The sequence below is a fragment of the Jiulongibacter sp. NS-SX5 genome, from assembly GCF_052828545.1.
On sequence record NZ_CM128248.1, the window covers coordinates 3,936,260 to 3,962,689 of the forward strand.

Annotated in this window: 24 protein-coding genes and 1 riboswitch; of the genes, 4 read left to right on the forward strand and 20 right to left on the reverse strand. The window is 40.0% G+C overall.

The genetic code is table 11. The features are described from left to right. Position 1: 1 nt before the first annotated feature. From ACUXV0_RS17165 to ACUXV0_RS17260, 20 genes are all read right to left on the reverse strand, one after another. On the reverse strand, positions 2-1,087 hold the full coding sequence (locus tag ACUXV0_RS17165; RefSeq protein ID WP_446190807.1) for a 2Fe-2S iron-sulfur cluster-binding protein: 1,086 nt from the start codon (positions 1,085-1,087) through the stop codon (positions 2-4). Further along, positions 1,087-2,265 (reverse strand): GDSL-type esterase/lipase family protein, encoded by a 1,179-nt coding sequence (locus tag ACUXV0_RS17170; protein WP_446190808.1) that lies wholly within the window; start codon positions 2,263-2,265, stop codon positions 1,087-1,089. The genes ACUXV0_RS17165 and ACUXV0_RS17170 overlap by 1 nt, the downstream gene beginning before the upstream one ends. Positions 2,266-2,272: 7 nt before the next feature. After that, on the reverse strand, positions 2,273-3,619 hold the full coding sequence (nuoF, locus tag ACUXV0_RS17175; protein ID WP_446190809.1) for an NADH-quinone oxidoreductase subunit NuoF: 1,347 nt from the start codon (positions 3,617-3,619) through the stop codon (positions 2,273-2,275). 3 nt (positions 3,620-3,622) lie between these two features. Next, entirely contained in the window at positions 3,623-4,114 is a 492-nt protein-coding gene (nuoE, locus tag ACUXV0_RS17180; protein WP_446190810.1) for an NADH-quinone oxidoreductase subunit NuoE, read from the reverse strand. A gap of 2 nt (positions 4,115-4,116) precedes the next feature. Next, on the reverse strand, positions 4,117-5,355 hold the full coding sequence (gene nuoD / locus ACUXV0_RS17185) for an NADH dehydrogenase (quinone) subunit D (protein WP_446190811.1): 1,239 nt from the start codon (positions 5,353-5,355) through the stop codon (positions 4,117-4,119). A 2-nt stretch (positions 5,356-5,357) separates the two neighbouring features. Further along, positions 5,358-5,858, reverse strand: coding sequence for an NADH-quinone oxidoreductase subunit C (locus ACUXV0_RS17190; RefSeq protein WP_446190812.1), 501 nt, complete (start codon positions 5,856-5,858; stop codon positions 5,358-5,360). Further along, positions 5,855-6,403: an NADH-quinone oxidoreductase subunit B gene (locus ACUXV0_RS17195; protein WP_446190813.1), complete on the reverse strand. Its 549-nt coding sequence runs from the start codon at positions 6,401-6,403 to the stop codon at positions 5,855-5,857. The genes ACUXV0_RS17190 and ACUXV0_RS17195 overlap by 4 nt, the downstream gene beginning before the upstream one ends. Before the next feature lie 2 nt (positions 6,404-6,405). After that, entirely contained in the window at positions 6,406-6,780 is a 375-nt protein-coding gene (locus ACUXV0_RS17200; RefSeq protein WP_446190814.1) for an NADH-quinone oxidoreductase subunit A, read from the reverse strand. A 125-nt stretch (positions 6,781-6,905) separates the two neighbouring features. Continuing rightward, the gene (locus ACUXV0_RS17205) at positions 6,906-9,170 is read right to left on the reverse strand and encodes a T9SS type A sorting domain-containing protein (protein WP_446190815.1); all 2,265 of its coding nucleotides are present in this window, start codon (positions 9,168-9,170) and stop codon (positions 6,906-6,908) included. Between the two features lie 6 nt (positions 9,171-9,176). Beyond that, a complete protein-coding gene (locus ACUXV0_RS17210) occupies positions 9,177-11,894 on the reverse strand; it encodes a sialate O-acetylesterase (RefSeq protein WP_446190816.1) in 2,718 nt (905 codons plus the stop codon). Between the two features lie 60 nt (positions 11,895-11,954). After that, positions 11,955-12,941 carry a GTPase ObgE gene (obgE, locus tag ACUXV0_RS17215; protein WP_446190817.1) on the reverse strand — a complete coding sequence of 329 codons (987 nt, stop codon included), beginning with the start codon at positions 12,939-12,941 and terminating at the stop codon, positions 11,955-11,957. 74 nt (positions 12,942-13,015) lie between these two features. Further along, entirely contained in the window at positions 13,016-13,588 is a 573-nt protein-coding gene (locus ACUXV0_RS17220) for an adenylate kinase (RefSeq protein WP_446190818.1), read from the reverse strand. A gap of 110 nt (positions 13,589-13,698) precedes the next feature. After that, positions 13,699-15,399, reverse strand: a complete 1,701-nt coding sequence (locus tag ACUXV0_RS17225) for a tetratricopeptide repeat protein (protein ID WP_446190819.1) — start codon at positions 15,397-15,399, stop codon at positions 13,699-13,701. Positions 15,400-15,583: 184 nt separating this feature from the next. After that, positions 15,584-16,486, reverse strand: coding sequence for a PstS family phosphate ABC transporter substrate-binding protein (locus ACUXV0_RS17230; RefSeq protein ID WP_446190820.1), 903 nt, complete (start codon positions 16,484-16,486; stop codon positions 15,584-15,586). Positions 16,487-16,573: 87 nt separating this feature from the next. Continuing rightward, positions 16,574-16,792 (reverse strand): hypothetical protein, encoded by a 219-nt coding sequence (locus ACUXV0_RS17235; RefSeq protein ID WP_446190821.1) that lies wholly within the window; start codon positions 16,790-16,792, stop codon positions 16,574-16,576. Further along, positions 16,792-17,637, reverse strand: coding sequence for an energy transducer TonB (locus ACUXV0_RS17240; RefSeq protein ID WP_446190822.1), 846 nt, complete (start codon positions 17,635-17,637; stop codon positions 16,792-16,794). The genes ACUXV0_RS17235 and ACUXV0_RS17240 overlap by 1 nt, the downstream gene beginning before the upstream one ends. Positions 17,638-17,668: 31 nt before the next feature. Then, complete coding sequence (locus tag ACUXV0_RS17245) at positions 17,669-18,199, reverse strand: ExbD/TolR family protein (protein ID WP_446190823.1); 531 nt, start codon at positions 18,197-18,199, stop codon at positions 17,669-17,671. Positions 18,200-18,203: 4 nt separating this feature from the next. Beyond that, the gene (locus tag ACUXV0_RS17250; protein WP_446190824.1) at positions 18,204-18,797 is read right to left on the reverse strand and encodes an ExbD/TolR family protein; all 594 of its coding nucleotides are present in this window, start codon (positions 18,795-18,797) and stop codon (positions 18,204-18,206) included. Between the two features lie 60 nt (positions 18,798-18,857). Next, positions 18,858-19,691 carry a MotA/TolQ/ExbB proton channel family protein gene (locus ACUXV0_RS17255; RefSeq protein ID WP_446190825.1) on the reverse strand — a complete coding sequence of 278 codons (834 nt, stop codon included), beginning with the start codon at positions 19,689-19,691 and terminating at the stop codon, positions 18,858-18,860. Positions 19,692-20,045: 354 nt separating this feature from the next. After that, positions 20,046-21,116 (reverse strand): M28 family peptidase, encoded by a 1,071-nt coding sequence (locus ACUXV0_RS17260; RefSeq protein ID WP_446190826.1) that lies wholly within the window; start codon positions 21,114-21,116, stop codon positions 20,046-20,048. A 118-nt stretch (positions 21,117-21,234) separates the two neighbouring features. Here ACUXV0_RS17260 and gcvP point away from each other — a divergent pair, with 118 nt between their 5' ends. The 4 genes from gcvP to ACUXV0_RS17280 are packed head-to-tail and all read left to right on the forward strand — an operon-like array spanning position 21,235 to position 26,175. Next, positions 21,235-24,141, forward strand: coding sequence for an aminomethyl-transferring glycine dehydrogenase (gcvP, locus tag ACUXV0_RS17265; protein ID WP_446190827.1), 2,907 nt, complete (start codon positions 21,235-21,237; stop codon positions 24,139-24,141). Between the two features lie 9 nt (positions 24,142-24,150). Beyond that, the gene (locus ACUXV0_RS17270) at positions 24,151-25,164 is read left to right on the forward strand and encodes an aminodeoxychorismate synthase component I (protein ID WP_446190828.1); all 1,014 of its coding nucleotides are present in this window, start codon (positions 24,151-24,153) and stop codon (positions 25,162-25,164) included. Continuing rightward, positions 25,148-25,756, forward strand: a complete 609-nt coding sequence (locus ACUXV0_RS17275; RefSeq protein WP_446190829.1) for an aminotransferase class IV — start codon at positions 25,148-25,150, stop codon at positions 25,754-25,756. The genes ACUXV0_RS17270 and ACUXV0_RS17275 overlap by 17 nt, the downstream gene beginning before the upstream one ends. Beyond that, complete coding sequence (locus ACUXV0_RS17280) at positions 25,753-26,175, forward strand: hypothetical protein (RefSeq protein WP_446190830.1); 423 nt, start codon at positions 25,753-25,755, stop codon at positions 26,173-26,175. Before ACUXV0_RS17275 ends, ACUXV0_RS17280 begins: the two co-directional genes overlap by 4 nt. A gap of 95 nt (positions 26,176-26,270) precedes the next feature. Then, a riboswitch (SAM riboswitch) is annotated at positions 26,271-26,390 on the forward strand. Positions 26,391-26,430 lie beyond the last annotated feature (40 nt).

Here is a 26,430-nt window from a genome sequence, read left to right on the forward strand (position 1 = left end):
ATTAGTTATTTAGAAGTTTAAATTTCTCGTTTTTATCCATCAACGCCTTGTAGTCTTCTGAGTCCTTGATTTCTGGTAGCGACTTATTATAAGGTCTGTCGTCATTGATCTTCTTGAAGTTCTCGGCAGCATGCTTATCGGCATAGCTCGGCTTGATGAAGTCTTTTCTGTACTTGTTAGCTGATAACACAGAATGTCTTTTCATTTTGGCAGGGCCATCAATAACCCAGTCTGACGTTTCTTTTTTATCAAAACGGCAGGTGTTACAAATGAAGTCTTCTACTTCACCCCACTCATTTTTACGTCCTGTAACTCTTATAACTTCTTCACCTTTATACCATAAATGAACTTTTCCGCAGCATTTGTCACAATCTCTATGTGCATCTACTGGTTTAGAGAACCACACTCTGTTTTTGAAACGGAATGTTTTATCTGTTAAGGCTCCTACCGGACAAACGTCAATCATGTTTCCTGAGAAATCATTGTCTATAGCCTTTCCAATATAGGTGCTGATTTCTGCGTGGTCGCCTCTATGCATCACACCGTGGCATCTACCATCAGTGATTTGATCTGCAGTATGCACACAGCGGTAGCAAAGGATACAGCGGTTCATATGCAGTTGAATCTTATCACCAATATCCTCGCGTTCGTAAGTTCTTCTTTCTTCTTCAAAACGCTGGGTTTCTGTACCATGTTTGAAAGAGAAATCCTGAAGATGACATTCACCAGCCTGATCACAAACCGGGCAATCTAACGGGTGATTGAGCAATAGAAATTCAACGATTCCTTTGCGAGTTTCTACTACTTCCTCATTGGTGTAGTTTTCTACCACCATTCCATCCTGAGCATGAGTAATACAAGAGGCCATGAGCTTAGGCATCGGTCTTGTATCTCTGGCAGAGCCTTGCGTTACTTTTACCAGACAGGCTCTACATTTACCCCCTGACTTCTCCAAAGGCTTATAATAACACATAGCCGGAGGAGCCACTTCAGGACCAATCTGTCTGGCAGCCTGTAAGATGGTGGTTCCCGGAGTTACCTCGGTTTCTATACCGTCTATGGTTATTTTTATTTTCGTTTCTTCCATCAATTTATATGGATAAGATTATTGTCTTTTATGAATGTTGATAGCGTGTTTCCTACCATTACAGAGCCCTTTGGCGTGAAATGGCAGTCATCATAGAAGTATTCACCGTTTTTAGGAATGACTTGATCCAGATCAAAACACGGAACATTTAGCTCTTTAGATATTTCCAGAACATCATCGTTCATGATGTCCATGGTTTCCTGCATGAATGTTTTTTCAAAACGGAACTCCTTGTTCTTATTCATCCAATGATACTTCTGAAGTTCTTCATCTTCTGTAAGCCATGTGGTCGGCTGAGTCATAACCATTACCGGGATGTTATTGACCTGACAAGTGGCTATAAACGAACGAACCATTTTGGCGTAATAGGGCGTGTTCACATCAGGCATAACTTTTGCCATTGGCAGTTCTTGTGTAGCAGCAGGTGATGCCAAATGATCTGCAAACTGAACAGGCACATTGGGTGATATTTCTATCTCATCCTCCTCTGGCTCTATTTTATGCTCTTTTTGTGGCCTTTTACCGAAATTCTGCTTGGCATTGAGATACATCTTATAGAGAGTCAATCTGGCTAAACCTAACTGATACCAGCTTACAGCTTCAACAGACTCATAGATATCATCAAAACGGTATATATTATCGTCGCCTACCAAAACATTGACATCATTCACACCAGCAAAAAGAATTACCATATCTGGTTTAAGGTGCATCACTCTGTTCTGCAACAATGCTATGTGATCAAACATTGCCGCTCCCGCCGTACCACCGTTATAGACATTTACAGGCTGGTCAAAATGCTCTTCCAGATCTTTCTCTAATACCTGGCACCAGCTTTTTTCGTAGGCGTAATCGTACCCTTGAGTAGTACTACCACCGATAGCGAAAATGCTAAATTCATTTCTGCTGGTATCTACATCTTCAAGATGTCTAAAGCCAAAATTATTGATATGAATATCAACAATGTTCTTTTCTTCCTTTGGCCAAAGAGTATTCGGGTTAAATACAAAACGAACGTCTGTATTTCTGGTATTTTGAAGCCTGATTACTTCACCGGTAGAATGTGATTTTACACGTAGGTGCTGGTAAGGGTCTGGTAATTTAACTACCATCCTTAAGACTAATTCCGCAAAGAAAAGCGTAATCAGGGTGACCAGTATTGTATAAAATACATTCTTCATTTTTTATTTAAGCCATCTGAACTTCAGGGACATATATCGCTCCTTTCTTAGTGGCAGCTTCAGGATGTTTTACATGCCATTCAAATTCGTCTCTAAAGTGTCTAATAGCACTAGCTACAGGCCAGGCAGCAGCATCTCCAAGAGGACAAATGGTATTGCCTTCAATCTTTTTGGCCACATCTACCAAAAGGTCAATATCACTTTCATTACCTTGGCCGTGCTCTATTCTGTAAAGTACTTTCTCCATCCAGCCTGTACCTTCTCTACATGGAGAGCATTGTCCGCACGATTCATGACGATAGAATCTTGAGAAATTCCAGGTATTTCTGACGATACAAGTTCTTTCATCCATGGCAATAAATCCGCCGGAACCTAGCATGGTACCCGTGGCAAAACCACCTTCTGACAAGGACTCGTAAGACATAAGTCTCGGCTGTCCTTCGGCTGTTTTTAATATCAGCTCTTTTGGTAGAATTGGCACTGATGAACCACCGGCCACCACAGCCTTGAGTTCATGACCATCCTGCATTCCACCCAGATATTGATCTGAATAAATAAATTCTTCTACGGGTAGGCCCAATTCAATCTCATAAACTCCAGGGTTCTTCACTGGTCCCGAGGCTGAGATCAATTTTGTACCTGTACTTCTACCAATACCTACTTTAGCATACTCTTCACCTCCATTCAGTACAATCCAAGGTGTAGTGGCAATTGATTCTACATTATTGACCACCGTAGGGCATTGATAAAGACCTTTTACTGCCGGGAAAGGAGGCTTATTCCTTGGGTTTCCTCTTTTTCCTTCTAAAGATTCTAGTAGGGCTGTTTCTTCACCACAAATGTATGCTCCACCGCCAGGTTGAACCACAAGCTCCAGATCATACCCTGAGCCTAAAATGTTTTTGCCCAATAAACCGGCAGCTTTTGCTTCTGCAATTGCCTTCTCCAGAATATTGATTACGTACATCAGCTCTCCTCTTACATAAATGAAAGAGGTATTGGCACCTAAAGCAAAACTTGAAATGATCATACCCTCGATCAGAAGATGCGGGCATTTCATCATCAGGTAATGGTCTTTAAAAGTACCAGGTTCTGACTCATCACCATTACAAACCAGGTAACGAGGCACCCCTTCTGGCTTGGCGAGGAATCCCCACTTCATTCCCATCGGGAAACCGGCTCCACCTCTTCCTCTTACACCTGATTTTTTGACTTCTTCAACAATCTCATCCGGCGACATGTTTTTTACAGCCTTTTCCAAGCCCGCATAGCCACCGTTTTTACGGTAAACATCTAATGTCTCAATTCCCGGAACGTCGAAATTGCCTGTTAATATTTTTAAGCTCTCTGCCATAATTTATTTGCTCAGCTCATCGATGATCTCATCCACCTTTTCATTGGTCAGGTGCATGTAATATTTCTCTCTTATCTGGAAACAAGGTCCCCAACCGCAAGCAGCCAGACATTCTACCTCTTTTACGGTGAATTTGCCGTCTGCAGTAGTTTCACCAGCTTTAATACCCAGGCGTTCTCTCAAATGCTCAAAAACCTCTTCACCACCCATGGTGCAGCAAGGGCCCGTACGGCAATACTCTATCACATGCTTTCCTACAGGTTCAAGATGAAACATGGTATAGAAAGTAGCCACTTCATAAACTTCTACAGGCTGAAGATTAAGTAAGTCTGCCACGTAATCCATGGTTTCTGAACTCACCCATCCAAACTGCTCCTGTGCCAGGTGTAATACCGGCAAAAGAGCCGACTTTTGCTTTCCTTCAGGATAGCGATTGATTATTTCTTTTGCCTTTTCAAGCCTTTCCGGCGTAAATGCAACAACTGTTTCGGTCATTTTTATGCGTCTAATTCTCCGGCAATAACATTTAAACTACTCATGATAGCCACGGCATCTGAGATGGTTAATCCTTTACACATTTCAGGGTATGCCTGATAATAAATAAAACATGGACGTCTGAAGTGTAACCTGTAAGGGGCACGGCCACCATCACTGATCAGGTAATAGCCTAATTCTCCATTACCACCTTCTACTGCATGATATACCTCGCCAATAGGTGCTTCAATTTCACCCATGATGATTTTGAAGTGATAAATCAATGACTCCATGCTTCGGTATACCTCCTTTTTCGGCGGAAGGTAATAATGCTCTTCATTGGCATAGTATGGTCCTTCAGGTAGATTCTCCAGTGCCTGTCGGATAATTTTCAAACTCTCCCACATTTCGGCGTTACGTACCATATATCTATCGTAGGTATCACCATTATGTCCTACCGGAATCTCAAAATCGAAATCCTCGTAAGAAGAATAGGGCTCCATAACACGAACATCATAGTCAACACCTGCTGCTCTAAGGTTTGGGCCGGTAAATCCGTACTCCATGGCTCTTTCAGCAGTGATGCCACCTACATTGATGGTTCTGTCCATGAATATTCTGTTTCTATTCAGAAGATTCTCAAACTCTTTCAATGCCTTCGGGAAGGAATTGTAAACGATGTCTTTTATTTTTGCCAGAGCAGTAGGAGAGAGGTCTCTTTCCATACCGCCTACCCGACCCATATTGGTCGTCAAACGAGCTCCGCAAACCTCTTCGTACACCTCATAAATCTTCTCTCTTTCCTGGAATACGTAGAGGAAACCAGAGTAAGCTCCGGTATCCACTCCCAGTATAGAATTACAAATCAAGTGATCTGCTATTCTGGCCAGCTCCATCATAATTACTCTGATATACTGAGCCCTTTTTGGAACCTCAATATTGAGTAACTTTTCTACTGTCATGTGCCAACCAAAATTATTGATTGGAGAAGAACAGTAGTTCATTCTATCGGTTAGTGTAGTGATTTGATAGAATGGGCGTCTTTCAGCAATCTTCTCAAAAGCTCTGTGTATATAACCGACAGTTTGCTCACCAGAGATGATTTTATCACCATCCATTTGAAGTACATTCTGAAATATACCATGGGTGGCAGGGTGTGTAGGACCCAGATTTAGGGTCGTATATTCATTTTCTTCCTGAATTGGCTTATTGAGAGCCAATGCGTCAGAAGTGGTTACAATATTTTTCAACTCTTCTGCCATATCTATCTTCCAAAAAGGGCGTCAATTTTATCTTCTCTGGTTGCGTCTTCCAGCGGATATTGTTTTCTCATTGGATGGTAATCCATATCATCCATATTCAGAATTCTTTTGAGATTTGGATGACCCGTAAAGTTGATTCCGTAAAAATCAAAGGTTTCTCTTTCCATCCAATTGGCCCCTACAAATAATGAGATAGCTGTAGGGATATCTGGTTTTTCCTCCGGAAGGTAAACCTTGATTCTGATTCGAATTGAATTCTCAAAACTGTGTAAGTGATACACAGCACAGAGTTCTTTTCCTTCAGCATCTGGATAATGAACTCCTGTGATATCCGTTAAAAAGCGGAACTTTAGGCGATCAGACTCTTTTAGATATTGAATGACCTCGAGAATATGCTCCGGCTGAGTAACAAAAGTTAATAAACCTTGAGGCTCCTCAAATTCAAGAACTTTATCTCCAAAATTTGCTGCTAACTCTTCTACTATTTCTTGATTGCTGATCATTCTACTTCAATATTATATGATTGGAGTAGAGCCTTGTATTCATCAGACTCTCTTCGTCTTAACGGCTCATTCTTGGCCAATTCCTGAACCTGCATTAGTCCATCCAGAATTTGTTCTGGTCTTGGAGGACAGCCAGGCACGTAAACGTCAACTGGTATAACACGGTCTATACCCTGAAGTACTGAATAGGTGTCAAAAACACCACCTGAAGAGGCACATGCACCTACCGCAATTACCCACCTAGGTTCTGCCATCTGCAGATAAACCTGCTTTACCACAGGAGCCATCTTTTTAGCAATGGTACCCATTACCATTAAAAGGTCTGCCTGACGTGGAGAAAAGCTTGGTCTTTCTGAACCGAATCTTGAAATATCATAATGAGCCCCCATAGTGGCCATAAACTCAATACCACAACAAGAAGTAGCGAATGGTAAAGGCCAAAGAGAGTTTCCTCTTGCCATTCCGATAACTTTATCAAGAGAAGTGGCAAAGAAACCCTGACCTTCATATCCGTCAGGAGCAGCTACCGTTTTAATATTACTCATAGTTATTCTTTTTCCCAGTCTAGCACTCCTTTCTTAACGATGTAGTAGAAGCCAGCCATTAAGAAGGCCACAAAGGTGAGCATCTCCCAAAATCCAAACCAGCCAAGACCTTTGAAATTAACGGCCCAAGGATACATGAAGATGATTTCTACGTCGAAAAGGACAAATAAAATGGCGATCAGGAAGTAACGAACAGATAAGGGAGTTCTGGCATCTCCTTCAGATTCTACTCCACACTCAAAAGGGTCTTCCTTTTTTTTGCCTCTTAGTTTTGGCCCTAAAAAGTGTGTCACAATGATAGTGAACACTACAAAGCCCAATGCCAGTAAAAACTGGATCAGGATCGGCTGAAAATCCTGAGGTAAATTGCTAGACATGTCTGCTATAGATTTTGCTGCAAAATTACGACGAGGAAGGCGGCTTTCAAAACTTAAAATTGTGATTATTTAAGTTTTCTGTGCATCAAAATAGGGTATTGTTGGATTTTGACGTGAAAGCTGTTTTAATGAATTATAAGCTTATGGCTCACATAATTACTCCTACTACCAAGCTTAACCATGTATAAGCCTGGAGGTAAATGACTTACATTTTGAGGGGTAAATTGACCGTTCTGATATTTGGTAACACTACTGAAGACTGTTTTGCCCGAGGTATCCATAATCGTTAGATTCAGGTCTTCCTGGTACTCCTTCATATCTATGAAGATTTGTTCGGTAGTGGGGTTGGGCCATATTTGAATAGGCGGTCTTATGTCTGATTTATTGATCTGGATAACATTTGAAAAGTCTGAGAAACAGACAAGATTTAAATTATTCTCGAAGGTGTAAATTTCTCTTGACTTTGCAGAATACTGGCCATCTTCGATCAGTCTCCATTGGCTTGAACTCCAGTTTAAATCCTCTTCGTTTTTAAACCAAACTAAATTTTGATTATCGACCGAAGAAATGGTGAAAGGGGTACTCAAAGAAATCTCAGGGGTAAGAGGTGCTGGTAATGCTTGAAGTTTAAAATTCAAAGTATCAGAAAGACAGGCCTTTTCACTTTCAACAATAAGGTACTGTTCTCCTTGTACCTCATAGCTGGTATTTGCATTGGTTTCGCCATTAGACCAGAAGTAATTAGAATAGGGGTTTTCAGTGCCTAATCCTATAGATTCATTCTCACAGAAGTAAGTAGAACCAGTACTGTATTTTAAGGCTGGTTGAGGTTTAGGATTTACCACGACAGATTGAGATATTGAAATGTTAGCACAGCCATATAAGTTTTTCCATTGAAAAAAGTACTCACCACTTTGCTGCGGAGAAATAGAAGTTGTTTTTTCTCCAGAATTCCAATTCACATTCTTAAAAGAGGCATGAAGATTATTACTAAAGTCTCCCTCACAATATTCTGTAGACCCATTGACATTTATTCCTTCAATTGAAAATGCCGAATTTGATAGGGCTATTGAAGGGCTGAAATACACCACTCCGTTTTTTCTAGCCTTTAATTGAGTCTTCCCAGTTTGAAGATTGAAGTTGTGCTCTTTTGCTAGGTTTTGCCAGGTAGGAGAATCATAGCCATTAGGCGAAAGAAGGCTTAAATTTGAAAAGCTGGTAGAATTGCAATTGACATCAATTTCAATAAATGGTTTTGGCAGAACAGGATTGAGTTTTTGAACGTAGTTATTATCAATGATGGCCTGGCTCCATAATTCAGCCACTTTATTTAAACCATCTTGATGGAAATGAATGCCATCGGCTCTGTTTTCACCTCCCCAAATGACGTCGGTATTGGGTCCTTCAAATACTTTATCGACATTATCGATCAATAGCTGTTGACCCCACGCGGCCTGAGTTGGGTTCGGCGTTCGACTTCCTATGGCCATTATCCATGACAATGGGGCATCTATATCTACTGAAGTTTGCTCCACTACTTCACGAATCCTGTTGTAATATAGGTATGGCGGAGTGAAAGCGTCACTCTCTCCTTGTTGCCACAGCAGTGCCCTGGCTCCAGTTCTGGAGATATAATTTTGCAAGGTTCTTTTGATAACTCCATAAGGACTACCCGGGAACTTCACCTGACGGCCCAGTACTTTTGAAAAGTCTGTGCCAATCATGGAGCCATGCCAAAGGTCAGATCCGGTTCCACCAACTGATGCCCCGAATAATAGGACAGGAACATTATATTCTTTGACAATTTTCTCGGCCATACGTCCCCAAAACCAAGGAATAGGGTGATAAGGGCCAATTTTTACATTATTTTTTAAAGGAACGAATTCAAATGGGAGTTCATCTTCATTCATCAAAATGTCCTTATAATCAATGACAGAGACACGATCCTCAGAAGTGCCAATTTCTGATCCCTGAAAATCTGTATTGCCTTCTGCGTTTGATTGACCAGCGATGATGAAAACTTCGCCAATACCCACATGAGGAATAAGTGTTTCTTTAGTTATTACACCATTATAGTAAGACCTTGCTGAAAGCTGATACCAGCCTCCTTGTACTGGAATAGTACTGATAAATTGAGCTTTTTCAGGAGTCTTGATAATGGTTTTCCACTCATACGCTCTACCTTGACCGCTATTTACTGGGTTTAATTTAACCTCAATACTATCTACATACTCAGTAAAATGACCTGCTATTTGTAGTTGACCGATATTTTGAGAGTTTCTCTGAATTACCATTCTATCCACAGGATAGTCAATCTCAAACTGTGCTAGCGAAAAATGAGAGGTAAGTAGTAAAAAGAAGTAGTGAATGAAGGCGGTTAACCTTTTCATAAGACCTTATGGTTGCTCTATCATAATCTTCCTAAAGAACTTTGAACGATTGTTTCTTACCTGAAGGATATATTTACCTGAGGGTAATTTGCCAAGGTCAAAATTCTTAGGGGCATCAAATATATCAACGTATTCGGAGAAATATGGTTTACCATCTAAACTAAAGACTGTGACTGTAGCTCTGTCAACATCTTCAAGAGTCTCTACTGTAAGGTTTCTATTCACCACAGGATTTGGATAGGCACTAAATCCGTCAGATTGATCGCTGATATAAAACTGAAAAGGTTCAGATACAGATGAGATGCACGATTTTAAGCCTCCGTTACTTAACTGATAGACCTTTTCTCCGAACACTTGATAATTGCCGCTTTTTCTGGCTTTGAGAAATGCTTTATCATATGAGACAGTATCTGATTCTAAAATCCAGTGATAGTATAAATTTGTAGTGTCAGTACTGAAAACTGATTTGAGTGTAAAAGTCCCCGTTTGAAGAATGTTAGGATTTTTTGGCTTATCTAGGATCACTACTCCTTTTGGTTCAGAAGGGTCAGAGAAACAACCGTATTCATTACTCGTTCTTAAGAATATTTCTCTTGAAATATTGACTTCTATTTCCTGTTCATCAAAACCATTATTCCAGTGGTAGGCATATGCCGGAGAAGCCTTCATCTTCACTTGTTCGTCGTCGCAGACCTCTAAATTTCCTAGAACTTCAATACTTGGTGTTTCTGGTTTTGGATTTACCACAATATTAAAGAGTTCAGAGTTAGCCTGGCAGCCAAATTCATTGGTATTGGTTGCATAATATTCACCGGTAGTCTTAACGGACTTTTCAATGCTGCTTTCGCCGGTACTCCATCGCATATTTTGAGTATTAGACACCCTTAAAATCGTGGAGTCGCTTTCGCATAAGATATCGGGGCCTATATTTTCAACCGTTGGCTTTTGGGCAGCGGGTTTAATGGTCACTTCCAAAGGGTCAGATTCGCCTTCACAACCAAACTCATTTCTGGCTTTCAATGAGTAAACTCCGGCTTGTGTAATATCCAGAGTTTGATGAGTTTCTCCCGTGTTCCAGATAACCCCATTCGTAAGATTTGATTGTAATGTCAATTGCTGATCAGAACAGATGTCTGTAGGTCCAGAGGGTATGATCTCTGGTTTTGGTGTGGGTAAATTACGAATCGGGAGAGGGTCACTGGTATAATCACAGGAGTATAGGTTTATGTGCGTGATATGTATATCAGCTGAATTTGATACGGTGATCTGTTTTGCCTCTTGTCCTGTGCTCCAATAATTATTAAACGAATTATTGGTTTTTAAAACTACGGAACCACCTTCGCAAAACTCAGTAGGGCCTTCAGCAGTCAGACTTGGCTTTGTCGGTAGCATAGAGTTATCAAACCTCATCGGGAATGAGTAATAGACATTGCCGTAAATATCCTTGGCTAATCCTTGAACTGACGCAGGTCCTGTGGATAATGTTCGTTCTCTGGTGCCGTTATTCCATTCATAAGAAACATAACCGATAGGAGCTGATAAAAACATAGGTCTACTTTTATTAGGTAGCCCACAAAATTGCTGTACCTGCAATGGAGGGTTTCCAAATTGCGGTTGAGAACGTGAAAAGAAATCAAAGTTTAAATGTTCATTCCAGGAGTTTGCAGCCTTCGAAAGACCTGTCGTTGAAAAATGAACTCCATCAGATCTATCTAAAATAAGATCCGTGTTAGGTCCTGCAAAAACATTTCCATTGATATTGATGACGTGATTTTGAGCGTCAATGACGGGTTGATAAAATCTTGAGGCATCTTTTGATGCTCTGGCTACCATCCAAGTTATGTCTTTACCTGTGCGGGTTTTAGTATCTGAGATTATTTTGTTGAGGTCAGAGGCGTAAGACTCAAAAGAGGTGTTGAGATAATTATCACTTTCACCTTGATGCCATAAAATTGCCCTTAAGCCTGTAAGGTTTGTATAATAGTGTAATGCATCTTCTATACTACCAAAGGGGTAGCCGTTTGGTGCACTATTAAATGAATAAGGATTCACGCCTCTTTCACCTTGTGAAGACTTTACAAACTCTTTTGCAGGAAAACCTTCCCAGGCGGCATTCATGAAGAGAACGGGCACATTTAACTTTTGTGTTAAAAGATCACCTAACTCGCCCCAGTACCATGCTCCTTTGCCTGTAGGTGCCATGGCTGACTCTGCATCTAAATGACCAAATACGGGGTAAGGGGGCTTATTAAATCCTTCGTTCAGGAAATTCGAGACAACGTTAACTCTGTCGTCATAGGCTCCTCTTTGTCCTCGACCAAAGTATCCTTGAGCGTTAGATTGCCCTGATATCAAAAAGACTTCACCAACGCCAAATCTGTCGACCTGGGTTTCGGCAATTACCTGACCATTAAAGATGCCTCTGATTTTAGCTGTGTACCATCCTCCTGAGATAACCAGTGAGCCTCGATAGGTGCCAAAGTTTGGTCGGTCTACCAAGGTGCTCCAGTCTTTTGATTGACCTCCTTGGACTGCTTCCAGTTTAATTTCTATTTTATCGAGCCTTGTTCGGTAGTTTCCGGCAAAGTAAACTATAGCCACGTTGCCATTATTTCTTTGGAAAACAGCTCTGTTAGAAGGAAAGGTAATATCAAGACTTTGAGCATAAACCTGCTGCCCAAATAATAGGATTAGATAGAGTAGTGCCTTCTTATAAAGTCTCATTTTTACCTTTCGAGAAAGATGTGTTGTCTTAGTCTTCTTGAAACCACTAGGTTACAAAGATCATTCCAGTTGTTTCCAGAGAACGCCTTTGAGCTCAGATAACCCACTTTGGGTCAATGAAGAGAAAGGTACGACTGTGAGATCGGCCGGTAATTTTTTGATCTGTTTTTGTAGTTCTTTTTGATCGATCACATCTATTTTAGAAACACCTATGATCCGTTTTTTATCCAGCAATTCAGGATTGTATTTCTTTAACTCATTCAGTAAAGTGTCATAAGCTTCTCTTAAATCTTCACTTTCGGCTGATACAATGAATAAAAGAATTGAGTTTCTTTCGATGTGTCTTAAAAAACGCAATCCCAGACCTTTGCCTTCTGCAGCTCCTTCTATAATACCAGGAATATCTGCGATGATGAAAGACTTATAGTCGTGGTATTGAACTACACCTAGATTTGGAGTTAATGTGGTGAAAGGGTACTCTGCAATTTCGGGTTTAGCAGCAGAAATTACGGAAAGTAAGGTGGATTTACCAGCATTAGGGAAACCTACCAGACCTACATCGGCCAGTACCTTTAGTTCAAAGGTTAACCATTTTTCCAGCCCTGCTTCTCCTGGTTGTGAATATCGGGGAGTCTGCTGTACGGAGTTTTTAAAGTGACTATTACCTAGTCCGCCTCTTCCTCCATCCAGAATAATTTCCTCCTGATTATTCTCAGTTATTTCTGCAATAAACTCACCGGTTTCTGCATCTTTCACCACGGTGCCTAAAGGCACTTCTATTATAACATCTTTGCCTTGAGCACCTGTACTTCTACTACCACCACCCGCAGTCCCGTTTTCTGCTTTAATGTGTTTTTGATAACGTAAATGAAGTAATGTCCATAGCTGAGAATTTCCTTTCAAAATGATGTGACCACCTCGACCACCATCACCTCCATCCGGCCCACCTTTGTCAACGAACTTCTCTCTTCTAAAATGAGTCGAACCTGCTCCTCCTTTTCCGGATTTACAGTTAATTTTTACATAATCAATAAAGTTTGACGCCATTTTCAGAGCTATAGTAAAATTATAGAGGATATTGTTTGAAGTAAACAAAACCCTCTATAATTGATTTAACGGTTTTATATGTATTGGTCTACGGTTTTTGTTATTTCCGTAAAAATTGATTCGATTTCACCGATACCATTTACTTTGACAAGTTTGCCTTGTTCTTCGTAATATGGTAAAACATGAACTGTTTTCTGGAAGTATTCGTCAATTCTTCTGATTAGTTTTGAAGCATCATCATCAACTCTTCCACTTACTTTCTGTCTTTCAGCAATTCTTTTCTTGATTTCATCTTCATTGACATCAAGCTGTAGAACCAGATCAATCTTCTCGTTTTTACCATTAAGGAATTCGTCCAAAGCCTCGGCTTGAGCAACAGTTCTGGGGAAACCATCAAAGATGAATCCAGCCACATCCGGATTATTATTAACCTCTTCTTCGAGCATGTTTATGGTAATAGAATCCGGTACCAAAATGCCTTCGGCCAAAAGTTCTTTTACCTTTTTGCCTAAATCAGTTTCCTGAGAAATATGCATTCTAAACATATCGCCTGTAGAGATATGTGCCAAATTATACTTTTCAATGATTTTGGCTGACTGAGTTCCCTTACCAGCACCCGGAGGTCCAAAGATGACAAGATTAAACATGAATACGGTTTTGGTTTAAAAGCACAAATTTAGAATTATTTGTTTTAGAGACGTTATAAAACTAAAAAAGCCCGACCGTTTGGTCAGGCTTTTTTTTAGGCGAAGTAAGATTACTTACCTGATTCTTCCATTTCGGTTTCTTCAAGTGCTCCTTCTTCTAACATTTCTTCTTCAGGCATGATACCATTGATAGAGTCTCTTAAGGTTTTAGCTCTTTCATTTTCAGGATCATATTTTAGTAACAGATCAAGATATTCTGTTGCCTTTTCTACATCATCGTTAACTGCAAGTTCTTTCCCTGCTAAGTAGTTATAAGCTTCAGATACGTTTCTGGCATTCTGTACTTTCTCATCTTCTGAAAGTAGAGATAGGTATTTCTCATATCTATCTGCTGCTTGGAAAGTCGTATCCTCTGTGTTACTGTAAGCCTTAGCTCTTGCACTCATTAGGTACGGAGGTGACCAGCTATCTCCGTAGGCTGCACATACTTTATCAAAAGTACTATCAGCACCAGCGTAGTTTTTAGTTACGTATTGTAAGTACCCAAGTCTCCAGTAGTCATCACCTGTAGGCTTTTTCTTGGTAGCAATATCCTTTTTAATGAAAGTGATAGCCTCTGGATATTTTCTTTTCTCCTGGAAATAAGTACCCAGGTGAGTGTAGTAATCGAAAGTAGTATCTTTCATTGCTACAGCTTTCTCGATGTTTTCGATACCAAGCTTCTCGTTTTCTTCAACAACTGGAACATCTTGGTTCGCTAGCTCGATATAAGCTCTGCCTAACCAACCATAATCAAGACCAAAGATTTCTTCTTCTTCAGCAGTGCTGATATAATTTTTCAAATCAGTTACTGCTGCAGCAGGGTTTCCTTGCTCAAATTTAGCGATACCCGCTAATCTGTGAACGATAGGATCTTCGTTGCAAGATTCAATTTCATTGATTGTACTCAAAACGTTATCATAATCCTTGGCAATGAAGGCAATTTTGGTGTAACGCAATTTTGCACTACAATCGCCATCTGAGTATTGAAGATACTTTTTAGCAGCGGCAGCAGCTAATTCCCACTTCTGGTAGGTTTGATTAAGTGAAGAAGAGTATCTGTAAGCAGGAGCATGTTCTACATCAGCAGCAATTGAGTTTTGAATAGCCTCTTGTGCTTCTTTGTAGTTTTTACCCTGTAGCCATATTCTAGCCATGAAAGAGTAAATATTGGCTTTATCTTTAGGATTAAAACGAATGGCATTTTGAAGGCTGTTCATTACATCTCCACCCTCGTTTTGGATGTCAAATGCTTTTGCTCTTACGATGTAAAGTTGAGGATAATCCATTTTCTTCACCTCTTGTGCTTTATCTAAGAGCATAATTGCTTCAGCAGGATCATTAGGTAAATCCTTAAAGGTATATCCTTCAGCTGCTGTAATTAACAATTCAGGATTCTTAGCATTTTTACCTTTTTTGAATATTTCGTCTAAGATAACCTTAGCACCGGCCATATCTTTTTGAGCAATTTTTACCCACGCAAGACCGATAGTGTTAAGAGTACTTCCTTTTTTGTCAAGTGCTATTCCTTTTTCAAAAGCATCCTTAGCGTAGTCTATGCTTTGTGCAGCATCAGGAGTACTTAAAAAGTATCTTCCTAATTCAAAATAGGTTTGTTCTGATGGATTAGTTTTTACCAGGTTATTAAATTCTTCACCAGCTTTAATGTAACGCTCAGCATTAAGGTGTCTTCTTGCTTCCTCTATCGTCTGGGCTTTACCCGCAAATGATACTGTAAGTACCGCTGCAAAGGCAAATAACAGAGATTTCATAGATTTCTTCATCACTTCCGTTTTAAGGTTATCTGTTGTTATTAAAAATAAGTTCGCAAAATAAATAAAATTTGGCTTGAGTTTAAAGCTTTTAGTTCAGCAAACTGTCCTTGTTTTAGTTTATTTTAGATAAAAAAAAGATTGTAAGGTTTGTAAATAGAATGTTAATAAGAAATGTTTGTAATTATTCTACAGTTGTCAATTCTGGAGTGTCAAACATCTCATATTTTTTGGGAATAAGATAATATGGTTGAAGACCCATTTTCTCAACGATTAATTGGCCAACTTGAGAACATGCAAAACGAACAAATCCTTTGGCAACGCCCCATCTGTGCTGCGTTGTATGTAGAAATACCGTCTTACTTAAAGGATAGGACTTGTCTTTTAGGCTTGCTACTTCAGGGAAAGTAACTTCACCATCATTGTTTATGCCTAGAACTTTTATTCTTTCCTTTAGGGCCATTGATGGTTTGTGGTCTACATCACTGATCCAGTTATGCCCAATTACTCCAATACTCTTTTTACTTTTCTCTATGTAATTGAAAACGTCTTCTGTACCGTTTGCGGCAAAAATGTTTGTTTTGTTCAATTCTTCAATTTGAAATTCATCCAATAAGAAATTAAGGTTACTGGAACTACTATTGTCAAATACTAGCTTGTATTCGGAATCTTCACCTTTGAGAATTTTACCGATATCCTCCATTGATATTTCTTCCAATGGATTGTCCTTGTTAGTGATTAAGGCTACGGCATCTACTGCCATTTTGCCCGGTTGATATTCTATTTCACGTGTAATAAAGTATCGTTGTTCTTTATCACTCAACTCACGCGAGACAATAGCTAGTTCTACAGAATCACTCAGCATCAGACCTATAGCCTTTTGCTCTGGAGCGTATATTACGTTAAATTTTGTTTTAGGATAGTGGGCTTGATATGCAGCTATTTCTGCATCTGCGATGTACTTGAAAGATTCATCAACAGCCACTGATATTTCACCTTCTCCCACATGCATTTCTTCTGCGTTCTTAACTTTCTGATTGCAGGAGACCATAAATATGAATGCCGATAAGTATGCTAGCTTTTTCATAGGTTGTAGTATTTACATAAGTTATAACGTAGTAGCTAATTGTAAAGTTTGTATGAAAAAAGGCCATCTGTTAGGATGGCCTTTTTCTTAGAAATCGGTGTCTTTGTAGACTCGGTACATTCTAAATATACCGTAGACTATTAAAAGCCCTCCGAGTGCATAACTTACTACTGGTTCTAAATTTGCCATAAACCATTGTTTCTTGATAACGAAGAAACCGATGAAGGCGTAAAGCAGTCCCATTGTTACATTCAGGATTACTTTAGTGTATTTCCAGAGTTTGTTATGATCTATTTTCTGTGGCATTACTCTAATTGATAGAATACCGGCATGGTAAACCATACCCTTACATTTTTACCGTTCTGACGTCCAGGATTCCATTTCGGCATCGCTTTGATTACACGAATTGCTTCTTCGTCACAACCAAAACCAATTCCTTTAAGGACATCAATTTTACCGATTGAACCATCTTTTTCAACTACGAATTTTACGAAAACTCGACCTGAAACGTTGGCTCTTTGAGCTGCAGCTGGGTACTTGATATTGTTACCAATGAACTTGTACATTTCTGCGGTTCCACCCGGGAACTCAGGCTGCTGCTCTACGGCTGTAAAAATTTGTTCTTCTTTCGGCTTACCGAGACCTGCCGGCTTAGTAACTGCCGGTGGTGGTGGGGGTGGTGGAGTAAATACATCCACTACATCATCACCTTCCACATCTTCGTTAGAGATCACTGCCGTTTCCACTTCTTCAAGTGTTGGAGGCGGCTCTTCTATTTCTACCTCTTCATCGGCCTTAGGCTCAGGAGGTAAGAATTGAACCTGCTTCACTTCCGGTGGAGGTGGAGGTGGCTCCTCCTCTGGTGGTGGTGGCGGTGGTGGTGGTTCTTCCTCTTCTATTTCTTCTTCGAGAGCCGTTAGGTCAATATCTACTACCTCTATCTCTTCTTTATCAAGGTTTGGAGCAATAAATCTATTGAAACCCCATGCACCTCCTAAGATAAGTAAGGCAGATCCAATACCGTAAACGGCAGCTCTTGTCAAGTACTTAGAATAGTTCTTTCTCAGGAAATAGGCACCATACTCCTTATTTCTTGATTCGAATACTATATCATCTAAGCTTTTAACTTCGCTTTTTTTCTTAGGATCCATATAATACTATGAATTAATTATCCTGCTTAAATTACTCTTCCGGCATTGGTTTACCGATCTTCGTATAGTATGCTTCCTTCTCTACTTTCTGAAGGTCTACTACCGCTTTTTTATCACTTTCTGTGATGGCCATCTCATCCAGGATATCTACCGCATTTTTCCATGTGGCATCATCTGTAGGTTTGATAATCACAGTCCAGTTTTCAGGAGTAATCGCTTTGGCCTTCAGTCTAAGAATAGCCTGTCTGATTCCCTCTGCTGAATAGTCAGTCTCGTTTAGGTCTTCTGCAGTTACCTCTTTTAGAGGCACCTGGTACCAGAAAACTCTATCGTTCTCTCCCAATAGGATGGTAATGGTGTTCGACACCTTAACATCTACCTGTTCTTGTTGTTCAGGTTCTGTATCATCCTTTTTCGGAGTCGCAAAGCCCATGATGTTAGGCTTACTAAATGTGGTGGTATAAATAAAGAAGGTAATCAGTAGGAAACCCAAATCCACCATTGGTGTCATATCTGGTTTACCAGCACCTTTCTTACCACCTTTTACTACAACCTCTGCCATGTTACTATTGCTTCTCTGTTTTGGTGATTAATTGGAACTTATTCAAGTCTGCTTTTCCGAATTCATCGAAAAGATTCTTAAGTGCAGGATAAGGTGTTTTACCGTCTCCTCTCACCGCAATCTTAGATCTCGGGAAAGTTTCTCCGTATGTCTTAACCCAGTCTACTAGCTCATTGTCTGCAGAATCAAGAGGAATACCCGTTAATTCTACTTTTACTCTCTGAGCCTCGTCCAGGCCAACATAATTTTTCAACTTAGACATCGGTACACCTACTTCAGCAAGAGTGGTAAAATCTACCATGTCTTTAGTGCTAAGGTTTAGGTTGTATTTATCGCTAAGTGCTTTTGCAAAGTCATCTCTCTGAGTTGCGTCAGTAATACCGAAGTAGTACTTACCCTCCTGATCGATAGATACCATACAGATATCTGTTTCAGGGATGAGTTCCTCAGATATAGACGATGGTGTCTCAATGGTTACTGTTTCTTCACTCTTAAATGAACTAGCCATGATAAAGAATGTCAATAACAGGAAGGCCACGTCACACATCGCTGTCATGTCCATTGAAGGACCATGTCGTTTTGGTTTTACAGCTGCCATAATTCCTTAATTGATACTTAAAGTTAAACAATAATTTTCTAAAACTAAAAAATTAGTTGATTAATTATTTGCAGAGAATGTTTGCTGCAAGCTCATACCAATCTCATCGATTTTGTATGTAAGCGTATCAATCTTAGTAGTGAATAGGTTGTACATGATAATCGCTACTGCAGAAGTACCGATACCAAGACCAGTGTTAATAAGGGCTTCAGCAATACCAGTTGCAAGCTCGGCAGCATCTGGAGCTCCACCACCTTCACCAATCGCGAAGAATGAACGGATCATACCAAGTACTGTTCCAAGAAGTGCAATTAGCGTTGATACAGAACCTAGAGTTGAAAGAATAGATAGGTTCTTCTCAAGCATTGGAAGCTCAAGTGAAGTAGCTTCGTCAACTTCTTTCTGAAGTGCAGCTAGCTTCTGATCTTTAGAAAATTCTTTTTCGTTAACTAGCTCGTTGTACTTGGCTAGAGCAGTTTTTGCTACATTACCAACTGTACCTTTTTGCTTGTCACACTCTTTAATTGCTTCGTCAAGTTGACCAGCAGCAAGCATAGTACGAATTTTGTTTACGAAAACATCAAGGTTTCCTTTACCACCAGACTTACCGATAGTGATGAAACGCTCGATTGAGAATACGATCGTAGTCAATAGACATGTGATCAGGATAGGTACGATGATACCCCCTTTGTAGATAATCCCCATAAAGTTGATTGGATGCCCTGCATCGTCAAAGTTGGATGAATCACCTAGAATGAAAAGGTAAATACAAATACCAAGGACAAGTAATAAAGGAATAACGATCGCTGCGTTAAGTCCTCCAGACTTTTTCGGAGTTGCTGCTTTTTTGTTTGCTGGCTTTTTCGCCGCTGGAGCAGTAGTCTTCTTTTCCATTAGATTAGAAATTTTTAGGGTTTTTGATAAACTAAAAAAATTATGAAAATTGATTAAAGAGTTCGTCTCGAGAGTTGTCTTTGCCTTTTCTCGGCCACAATTTCTCCAACAAAATCTCGGCAATTCTAAGGAAAATACCTTAGAACCAAAAACATTTGTCAAGCCTTTTTTTATGTTCAGAAAACAAAATATTGCACTTTTTGAATATACCAGTCAGCTTTGCAATTATTGCGTTTAAAATACGTTCAAGCCATTTTTGACTAATTACAGCAGATTTTCAACGAGTTTTTTAGTTGAAAATCAAATGGTTGTCTAGAACTATGATTGATTGGTATAGAATATTTAGCTGCTTGTCTATTTGTTTTCGTTAATGATGAGTCTATGATCAAGATTCGAGACCTCCCAGGCAGTTAAAAAAATATGTTTAACAATTTTGGAGTATTTAGGGAAGTGAATTTTCTCGACATCGTCCTCTGGTTTATGGTAGTCTTCATGAACTCCCGTAAAGTAAAAAATCACCGGAATACCATTTTTTGCAAAATTGTAATGATCAGATCTATAGTAAAAACGATTAGGGTCTCTTTCAAAGTTATAGGTGTAGTCCATTAAGTAGTTGGTGTATGTTGAATTGACAGACTCATTGATGTCATGTAACTCCTGAGAGATTTTATCTGCACCTATTATATAGATGTACTCATCTGTTTCATGATTCTTGTCTTGTCTGCCAATCATATCAATATTAAGATTACAAACAATGCTGTCTAAGGGTACAGCAGGAGAGTCGTCTGTAAAATGTCTTGAACCCAACAAACCTTTTTCTTCCCCAGCCACAAGCATGAACAGAATACTTCTGGCGGGTCCATGACCATTCTTTTTTGCTTCAGCAAAGGCTTCCGCTATTTCCATCACAGCGGCCGTGCCACTACCGTCATCATCCGCTCCATTGTAAACAACTCCGTTTTTGTCAATACCTAAGTGGTCATAATGAGCCGTGATAACCACGTATTCATTCTTTTTAGACCCTCCTTCAATTAGGCCCACCACATTCATTGTAGATTTGACCTCAAAACCCTCGGGGATTTCTTCACCAGGAACAACTAATTTCTGTCTTTTGCCTTTGGCGGCAATTTCAAACCATTGGAAATAAGATTTTCTATCTCCATTAGGTATGATTCGTTGCAACCCTATATTATTGAAATGGTCAGCTATGTATTGGGCAGCCATATATTGTCCCTTTGTAGCGGTCTCTCGTCCCTCAAGTTCGTCTGAAGCCAGGTAGCTTAAGTGTTCTTTGAGGCCGTACTGAGAAATACTTTCTGCATAATCTGCAGAGTTTTGAGCTATTCCCTGAATGCTGCATGCCAGAAATAGTACAGTGAATGTTCTGAAAGTCAATTGTTTGAAGTGTATAGCTTTGAATTGCATTATAGATATAACAAGTTTTAATTTCCCTAAACGTACTAATAAATTGCTTTACGTTGCAAAGTCATTTCAGTACTTTTGCCCCACATTTAGTCAATACTACTTCAGACCAATAAACACTATGATCTTAGACCTTACAGCACGTGAGAATTTTGAAGAAAGACATCACGGCAAAAGGGAGGAGAACCTTCAGGCAATGTTAAAAGCTGTCAATGTATCAAACGTTGACGAATTAATAAATCAGACGGTGCCAGCAGGCATCAGATTGAAAAAGGAGCTGAATCTTCCTGAGGCTGAAAGTGAACATGAGTTTCTCACCAAATTTAAAAAGCTGGCCGAAAAGAATAATGTTTACAAATCCTTCATTGGACTTGGTTATTACGAGACTCGTCTTCCAGCAGTAATTCAAAGAAATATTCTGGAAAACCCTGCCTGGTATACAGCCTACACACCGTATCAGGCTGAGATAGCTCAAGGCAGACTAGAAATGCTCTTTAATTTCCAGACAATGATCTGTGATTTGACGGGTATGCCACTGGCAAATGCCTCCCTTCTGGATGAAGGTACTGCTGCCGCAGAAGCAATGAGTATGTTTTACGGCAGTAGAAAAGGTGCGAAAAAGAAAGTAGGAAATACGTTTTTGATTTCTTCAAGTTGCTTTACTCAAACCATTGATATTGTTGTTGGGCGAGCCAAATCTTTTGGTATTGAGGTCAAGGTAGTAGAGGACAGTAAAATGGAGTTTACAGAAGAGGTTTTCGGTCTACTTCTTCAAAACCCAGGTAGAGATGGCGAAATAAAAGATTACACTGAGCTAATTGCTACAGCCAAAGAGGCTGGTGTGCAGGTTGCCGTAGCGGCTGATCTCATGTCTATGGTTTTATTTAAACCAGCTGGTGAGATGGGGGCCGATGCGGTTTTGGGAACATCACAACGTTTTGGTGTCCCTATGGGAATGGGTGGTCCACATGCTGCATTTTTTGCTACAAAAGATGAATATAAAAGACAGCTACCAGGTAGAATTATAGGCTTATCGAAAGATGCTGAAGGTAATGATGCCTTTAGAATGGCCCTTCAAACCAGAGAGCAGCATATAAGAAGAGAGAAGGCAACCTCAAATATTTGTACTTCGCAGGTATTGCTTGCAGTAATTTCGGCTGCGTATGGCGTCTATCATGGAGCTGAAGGTCTTCAAAGAATAGCTTCAAGAATTCATGGTTTAACAAGATTCTTTGCCAATTCTGTTCAGGGCTTAGATTTCAAGGTAAATCATCATGATTTCTTTGATACTGTTTCAATAGACGTACCAGATGCTTCGGTAGTTGCAGATATTGCCCTTGAAAAAGGATTAAACTTAAGAGTAGCAGATAGAGATACTGTTTGCGTGAGTTTTGATGAAAATAAAACTCTTGAAGATGTGGCAGAGCTACTTGAAGTTTTTGCAGAAGCAAGAGGCGAGCGTGTTCTCATGAATCTTAAAGGTGAGGTAGAGGCAGAGTTTCCGATGGGAATGAGACGAGAGTCTGCATTTATGACACATCCTGTTTTTAATACACATCATACAGAACATGAGATGCTTAGGTATCTCAAATCGCTTGAAAATAAAGATTTATCTCTGGTTCATTCCATGATTTCATTGGGTAGCTGTACCATGAAGCTGAATGCCACCTCTGAAATGATTCCTATCACCTGGCCAGAGTTCGCAAACCTTCATCCTTTTGCTCCTTCAAACCAGACAGAAGGTTATCATGAGCTTTTCGGCAACCTCCAGCAATGGCTCTGTGAGATAACAGGTTTTGATGCGGTTTCGCTGCAGCCTAACTCGGGAGCACAAGGTGAGTATGCCGGCCTTATGGTAATCAGAGCATATCACGAAAGTAGGGGAGATGACCAGAGAAATGTCGCCTTAATTCCTTCATCTGCTCATGGTACCAACCCAGCCTCAGCGGTTATGGCCGGTATGAAGGTGGTAGTGACCAAGTGTGATGAGAAAGGAAATATTGATCTTGATGACTTGAAAGCCAAGGCAGAGGAATATTCCGATACACTATCTTGTTTGATGGTCACTTATCCATCTACACATGGAGTATTTGAGGAAGGTATTAAAGAGGTTTGTCAGCTCATTCATGATCATGGCGGCCGTATTTATATGGATGGGGCAAATATGAATGCTCAGGTTGGTCTTACTTCTCCTGGTAATATCGGGGCTGATGTATGTCACTTGAACTTGCATAAGACTTTCTGTATTCCTCACGGTGGTGGTGGGCCTGGTATGGGGCCAATCGGTGTTGTGAAAGATTTAGAACCTTTTTTGCCAGGTCATGTCGAAATGAAGAATCGTAAATCAGAAGAAAAAGGATCTGACGGATATTCATTCGGCTCTATCCATGCGATTTCTGCAGCCCCTTGGGGTAGTGCTGGAATCCTCCCGATTTCATATGCTTACATCGCAATGATGGGTAGTAAAGGATTGACAAATGCGACGAAGAATGCCATATTGAATGCCAATTATATCAAGGCAAGACTGGAGGGATCGTTTGAGGTTCTTTATGCTGGTGCCAACGGTAGATGTGCCCACGAGATGATCGTTGACTGTCGTCAGTTCAAAAACTCGGCAAGTGTTGAGGTAGAGGACATTGCCAAGAGGCTCATAGATTATGGTTTCCATGCACCTACGGTTTCTTTCCCTGTTGCTGGGACATTAATGATAGAACCGACGGAATCGGAGTCAAAAGAAGAATTGGATAGATTCTGTGACGCTCTAATTCAAATAAGAGCTGAAATAGCTGAAATAGAAAATGGAGAGGCAGATAAAGAGGATAATGTCCTGAAAAATGCTCCTCACACCATGAGAGTGGTTCTTGATTCTGATTGGAGTAGGTCTTATAGCCGAGAGAAAGCAGCATTTCCTGCCGAGCACCTTAGATTTAACAAGTTTTGGCCTTCTGTGAGCAGAGTAGATTCTGCTTTCGGCGATAGAAACCTTATTTGTGCCTGCCCTCCGACAGAGAGTTACGCAGAGGCCTGATTTTATAGAATGATCTCTACAAAGGCAGAAGCGAAAAAGAAGATGAACGAGTTTGGGGCAACCAAAACTCCATTTCTGTTCATATTTGATTTTGAGATGGAAAAACCCATCGTTTTGCCTCTTCATGCCGTCGATTCCGAGTATATCAATTATTCTATTGACGATGGTTTTCTTGAATACAGAAATTACCATTCTTTCGAAAATACGGCCTCAGAAGGACTGTCAATGGTTCGGATAGTCCCCGAATATGAAGACTTTGAGAAGGCATTTCGCATAGTTCATGATAATCTTCAGAGAGGGAATAGCTTTTTGACGAATCTGACAGGAGAATCTGAGGTGGTTCTTTCTAAAGATTTAAGATCAATTTTTGAGCTATCAAAGGCGAAATATAAACTTTACATCAAAGACCAGTTTCTATGTTTTTCTCCCGAGACTTTTGTCCAAATTGATAAAAATGGTAAACTTTCATCTTTTCCTATGAAAGGAACCATTGACGCAGAGCTGCCGGCTGCTAGAGAACAAATTTTAGCTGATCAAAAAGAGAAATATGAGCATACGACTATAGTAGACCTTATTCGCAACGACATTAGTAAGGTAGCTGAGAAAGTATGGGTGGAGCGGTTTAGATTTATTGATGAGATCAAAACTTTAGAAGGGAAGAATTTGCTTCAGGTGAGTTCGGAAGTCTGTGGACAGTTGAAAGAAGATTGGAAAGACAGAATTGGTGATATTCTTTTTGAGCTGTTGCCTGCCGGATCAATTTCCGGAGCTCCTAAACCCAAGACTGTAGAGATAATCAAAGAAGCTGAGAAGTTGACCTTTGCCAACGGCAAAAGAGGTTATTACACGGGTGTTTTTGGAATTTTCAATGGCGAAAAACTGAACTCAGCGGTTATGATTCGTTATATTGAAAAGAGGAACGAGCATCTTTTCTTTAAAAGTGGCGGCGGAATAACCTGGAGAAGTGACCCTCAGAAGGAATACGCCGAAATGATCAGTAAAATCTATGTCCCGATACTTTGAGACTATAAAATATCAAAACGGTGAGTTTTCGTTGCTCGAATTGCACGAGCAAAGATTAAATAAAACTCGTTCTCATTTTTTTGCGGGTAAAGACCAGATTAGACTTTCAGATTACCTTCAAGAAGCTCCTGATGATCATCAACTCTATCGTTGCAGAGTAAGTTATGATGAGGAAATAAGGGAAGTGAAATTTATCCCTTACTCTTTGGCTCATCATACGAAAATAGGTTTTTGCGAAGTTGGTAGTTTTGACTACGCCTTCAAAAGTGAGGATAGAGCATTCTTTACTGAAAGAGTAAGTGAATCAGGCCTGGATGATCTTATATTCCTGAGAAATGGTAAACTTACCGATGCATCCTACAGTAATTTAGCTTTAAAGGATGGTGATCAATGGTATACGCCGAAATCCTGCCTATTAAATGGAGTGAAAAGGCAATACTTAATCTCAAAAAACATACTTTCGGAAGCAGAAATGACGGTGCAAGATTTATCGTCTTTCACAGAGTTGGCTTTTATTAATGCCATGCGTGATTTTGAGCTGACTTATCAATTTCGGTTTGAAGAGGGTATTTTACAACTAGATCCATTATGAAACTTATTATTCTCCTCTTTTTGAGTTCTTTAAGTCTGCTCGCACAGGAAAGATATTATTTGGTAGAAGGTGAACTGGAGTTGGAAAGCTCATGGCAAGCTGCCCTTAATTCTGACGAATTTATAGATATTGAAATAGAAAAAGGGCAGGTGAAAGGAAGTTTGGGGAGTTTGCAATTGAAGGCAGTTTATGACATTAAAAACACTTCAAGTGGTTTTGTAAAAGGCTTCTATTACAGTGTAGACCTTGGGTTTTTACAACGAGATGTAAGTTCTGATCTTTCTTTTCAAAACCTTACGAATGGTCTGAGCCAAGTCAAGCGGCTCTATTTCTACCCTGATATACTGGCTGGACCGCAATGGCATTTTATTGAAATGACAGGAGATTCACCAAAAACACTTTGGGTAAGAAAACACTAAAGACCTAAGTTATTCATTTGGAATCATTCTATTGAACTGTATATTTGCCCCATCATTTCAAAAATCGGGTTTTCTCCCGAAATGAATTTTGGATTGATTTATAAAGACGAGGGGAGAGAATAGGCTCTATGAACCTCGGGCAACCTGCCGCTCCACTGCTGTAAGGTGCCAATACCTACCTTCTGTGCCAAAACGGCCTTAAGGACTTATAAGCCAATCGATCAACCACCAAATTATCGTCTTGGTTTATCCCTC

Excerpts from the sequence above, each read along its gene's own strand:
- ACUXV0_RS17280 (WP_446190830.1), top strand. The coding sequence starts at position 25,753 with ATGAAACTTATTATTCTCCTCTTTTTGAGTTCTTTAAGTCTGCTCGCA.
- ACUXV0_RS17170 (WP_446190808.1), bottom strand. The coding sequence starts at position 2,265 with ATGAAGAATGTATTTTATACAATACTGGTCACCCTGATTACGCTTTTC.
- ACUXV0_RS17250 (WP_446190824.1), bottom strand. The coding sequence starts at position 18,797 with ATGGCAGCTGTAAAACCAAAACGACATGGTCCTTCAATGGACATGACA.
- ACUXV0_RS17275 (WP_446190829.1), top strand. The coding sequence starts at position 25,148 with ATGTCCCGATACTTTGAGACTATAAAATATCAAAACGGTGAGTTTTCG.
- obgE (WP_446190817.1), bottom strand. The coding sequence starts at position 12,941 with ATGGCGTCAAACTTTATTGATTATGTAAAAATTAACTGTAAATCCGGA.
- ACUXV0_RS17240 (WP_446190822.1), bottom strand. The coding sequence starts at position 17,637 with ATGGATCCTAAGAAAAAAAGCGAAGTTAAAAGCTTAGATGATATAGTA.
- ACUXV0_RS17205 (WP_446190815.1), bottom strand. The coding sequence starts at position 9,170 with ATGAAAAGGTTAACCGCCTTCATTCACTACTTCTTTTTACTACTTACC.
- ACUXV0_RS17260 (WP_446190826.1), bottom strand. The coding sequence starts at position 21,116 with ATGCAATTCAAAGCTATACACTTCAAACAATTGACTTTCAGAACATTC.
- nuoD (WP_446190811.1), bottom strand. The coding sequence starts at position 5,355 with ATGGCAGAAGAGTTGAAAAATATTGTAACCACTTCTGACGCATTGGCT.
- nuoF (WP_446190809.1), bottom strand. The coding sequence starts at position 3,619 with ATGGCAGAGAGCTTAAAAATATTAACAGGCAATTTCGACGTTCCGGGA.
- ACUXV0_RS17270 (WP_446190828.1), top strand. The coding sequence starts at position 24,151 with ATGATCTCTACAAAGGCAGAAGCGAAAAAGAAGATGAACGAGTTTGGG.
- ACUXV0_RS17245 (WP_446190823.1), bottom strand. The coding sequence starts at position 18,199 with ATGGCAGAGGTTGTAGTAAAAGGTGGTAAGAAAGGTGCTGGTAAACCA.
- ACUXV0_RS17235 (WP_446190821.1), bottom strand. The coding sequence starts at position 16,792 with ATGCCACAGAAAATAGATCATAACAAACTCTGGAAATACACTAAAGTA.
- ACUXV0_RS17255 (WP_446190825.1), bottom strand. The coding sequence starts at position 19,691 with ATGGAAAAGAAGACTACTGCTCCAGCGGCGAAAAAGCCAGCAAACAAA.
- ACUXV0_RS17210 (WP_446190816.1), bottom strand. The coding sequence starts at position 11,894 with ATGAGACTTTATAAGAAGGCACTACTCTATCTAATCCTATTATTTGGG.
- ACUXV0_RS17195 (WP_446190813.1), bottom strand. The coding sequence starts at position 6,403 with ATGAGTAATATTAAAACGGTAGCTGCTCCTGACGGATATGAAGGTCAG.
- ACUXV0_RS17190 (WP_446190812.1), bottom strand. The coding sequence starts at position 5,858 with ATGATCAGCAATCAAGAAATAGTAGAAGAGTTAGCAGCAAATTTTGGA.
- ACUXV0_RS17200 (WP_446190814.1), bottom strand. The coding sequence starts at position 6,780 with ATGTCTAGCAATTTACCTCAGGATTTTCAGCCGATCCTGATCCAGTTT.
- nuoE (WP_446190810.1), bottom strand. The coding sequence starts at position 4,114 with ATGACCGAAACAGTTGTTGCATTTACGCCGGAAAGGCTTGAAAAGGCA.
- ACUXV0_RS17220 (WP_446190818.1), bottom strand. The coding sequence starts at position 13,588 with ATGTTTAATCTTGTCATCTTTGGACCTCCGGGTGCTGGTAAGGGAACT.
- ACUXV0_RS17230 (WP_446190820.1), bottom strand. The coding sequence starts at position 16,486 with ATGAAAAAGCTAGCATACTTATCGGCATTCATATTTATGGTCTCCTGC.
- ACUXV0_RS17225 (WP_446190819.1), bottom strand. The coding sequence starts at position 15,399 with ATGAAATCTCTGTTATTTGCCTTTGCAGCGGTACTTACAGTATCATTT.
- gcvP (WP_446190827.1), top strand. The coding sequence starts at position 21,235 with ATGATCTTAGACCTTACAGCACGTGAGAATTTTGAAGAAAGACATCAC.
- ACUXV0_RS17165 (WP_446190807.1), bottom strand. The coding sequence starts at position 1,087 with ATGGAAGAAACGAAAATAAAAATAACCATAGACGGTATAGAAACCGAG.